The sequence below is a fragment of the Lactiplantibacillus herbarum genome (assembly GCF_001039045.1).
GTDB lineage: Bacteria > Bacillota > Bacilli > Lactobacillales > Lactobacillaceae > Lactiplantibacillus > Lactiplantibacillus herbarum.
The window spans coordinates 1-1,422 of record NZ_LFEE01000050.1; the positions used below are offsets into that span (position 1 = coordinate 1).

Consider the following 1,422-nt stretch of genomic DNA (forward strand, 5'->3'; position numbering starts at 1 on the left):
GGCTCTTTGTCAACGGCTGTTGATGGAGTTCTTTATGAGGAAACCAATTCATTTACGAATTGGTTTCCTTTTGTTGTTTTGAATCGTGAATTCAATCCGAATTCGTGTGTAAAAACGAGACCAGTTCCGATAACCATATGCCGTCCGTTTAATTTGTTTGATTTTTCGGTTAATACCTTCTAGCGGCCCATTTGAATAGGTACTAGTCATCATGTTTTCGATTAATGGTAAGTATTTACGATAAGTTTTAACTGTAGTCTCAAGCTGTGAACTGACTTTGTTGATTCGGCTCAAAGCTTTGCTAAAGTCTTGATAGTTACGAGTTCTTAATGCGTCTACTAAAGCATGAGCGGTAAAATAAGTTTGTTGAAAAATGGGATCAAGTTCCACTCCTTCTAGGACTAATTGTTCTTGAGTGACCCAGCTCTTTAAGTGCGGAAACCATTGTGGTTTCCGCTTCTCTAGGTCTGAATATGATTTTAAGAATAGGCGCCAATGATATTTGAGGATCCGGTATTCTCTAGTTTTAGGATCAAAATGATGCATCAACTGTACTCGAGTTTGGTTTAATGATCTAAGTCCCATTTGGACTAAATGAAAATTATCGGCGATGATTTTGGCGTTTGGAAAAACTTCGTGAATAATGCTTTGATATTGGGCGTTAAAGTCAATCACGATTCGTTGAACCTGTTGTCGTTCTTTTAAGGAGTAATGAGTCATAAAATGCTTTTTAATATTGCGATTAAATCGATCAGGTAAAACGGTAACTAACCGGTGTGAATCACCATCGATGGTAATGAAACTCATTTGATGACCGGTGGAACGGAACTCATCAAAGCACAAGGTTACTGGTAAAGTTGTCAAAGAGATTTTAGTTTGCGATGCCAATGAATCAATGACCCGATTGACTGCGACGGGGGACACGTTCAACTCGTCCGCAATATCAATAATACTGCGATCTTTAAGTAGTCTTAGAATAATCATTTACTTGGTATCTTCTGAAATTTGGCAATGCGGTTTAACTAGTGACGTTTGCGCACTGAATGTTCGTTGGCATGTCTTGCAACGATATCGTTGTTTAAGCAGTTTTAAAATGACTGGTCGTTCCTTGATTGGTGGCATTCTGACATTTATCAAGTTAGTACCAAACCGCACTACTGAGAACTGACCACAAAGTGGACAGCTCTCTAAGGGGTAAGTTAACTTCGCGTAGATGACTTGTTTTTCTGGATTGCTATTATCAATATCAGTACAAATGATATTTGGGTCTTTAATTTGAAGCGTATCTTCGATAAAATGGTCTTGGGACATGTCTTCTCACTTGCCTTTACATTTACTTTGGTCGGTACTTGGTGGTGCATTGTGGGACTTGTCCTTTTATTTTACACAAAAATTGGGTGTTGATGGAATTCCATCAACACC

Annotated in this window: 1 pseudogene; it reads right to left on the minus strand. The window is 38.5% G+C overall.

Going from position 1 to position 1,422, the window contains the following annotated elements:
* Window positions 1–48: 48 nt before the first annotated feature.
* Window positions 49–1,311: pseudogene (locus tag ACG95_RS13835) on the minus strand (ISL3 family transposase).
* Window positions 1,312–1,422: the final 111 nt, after the last annotated feature.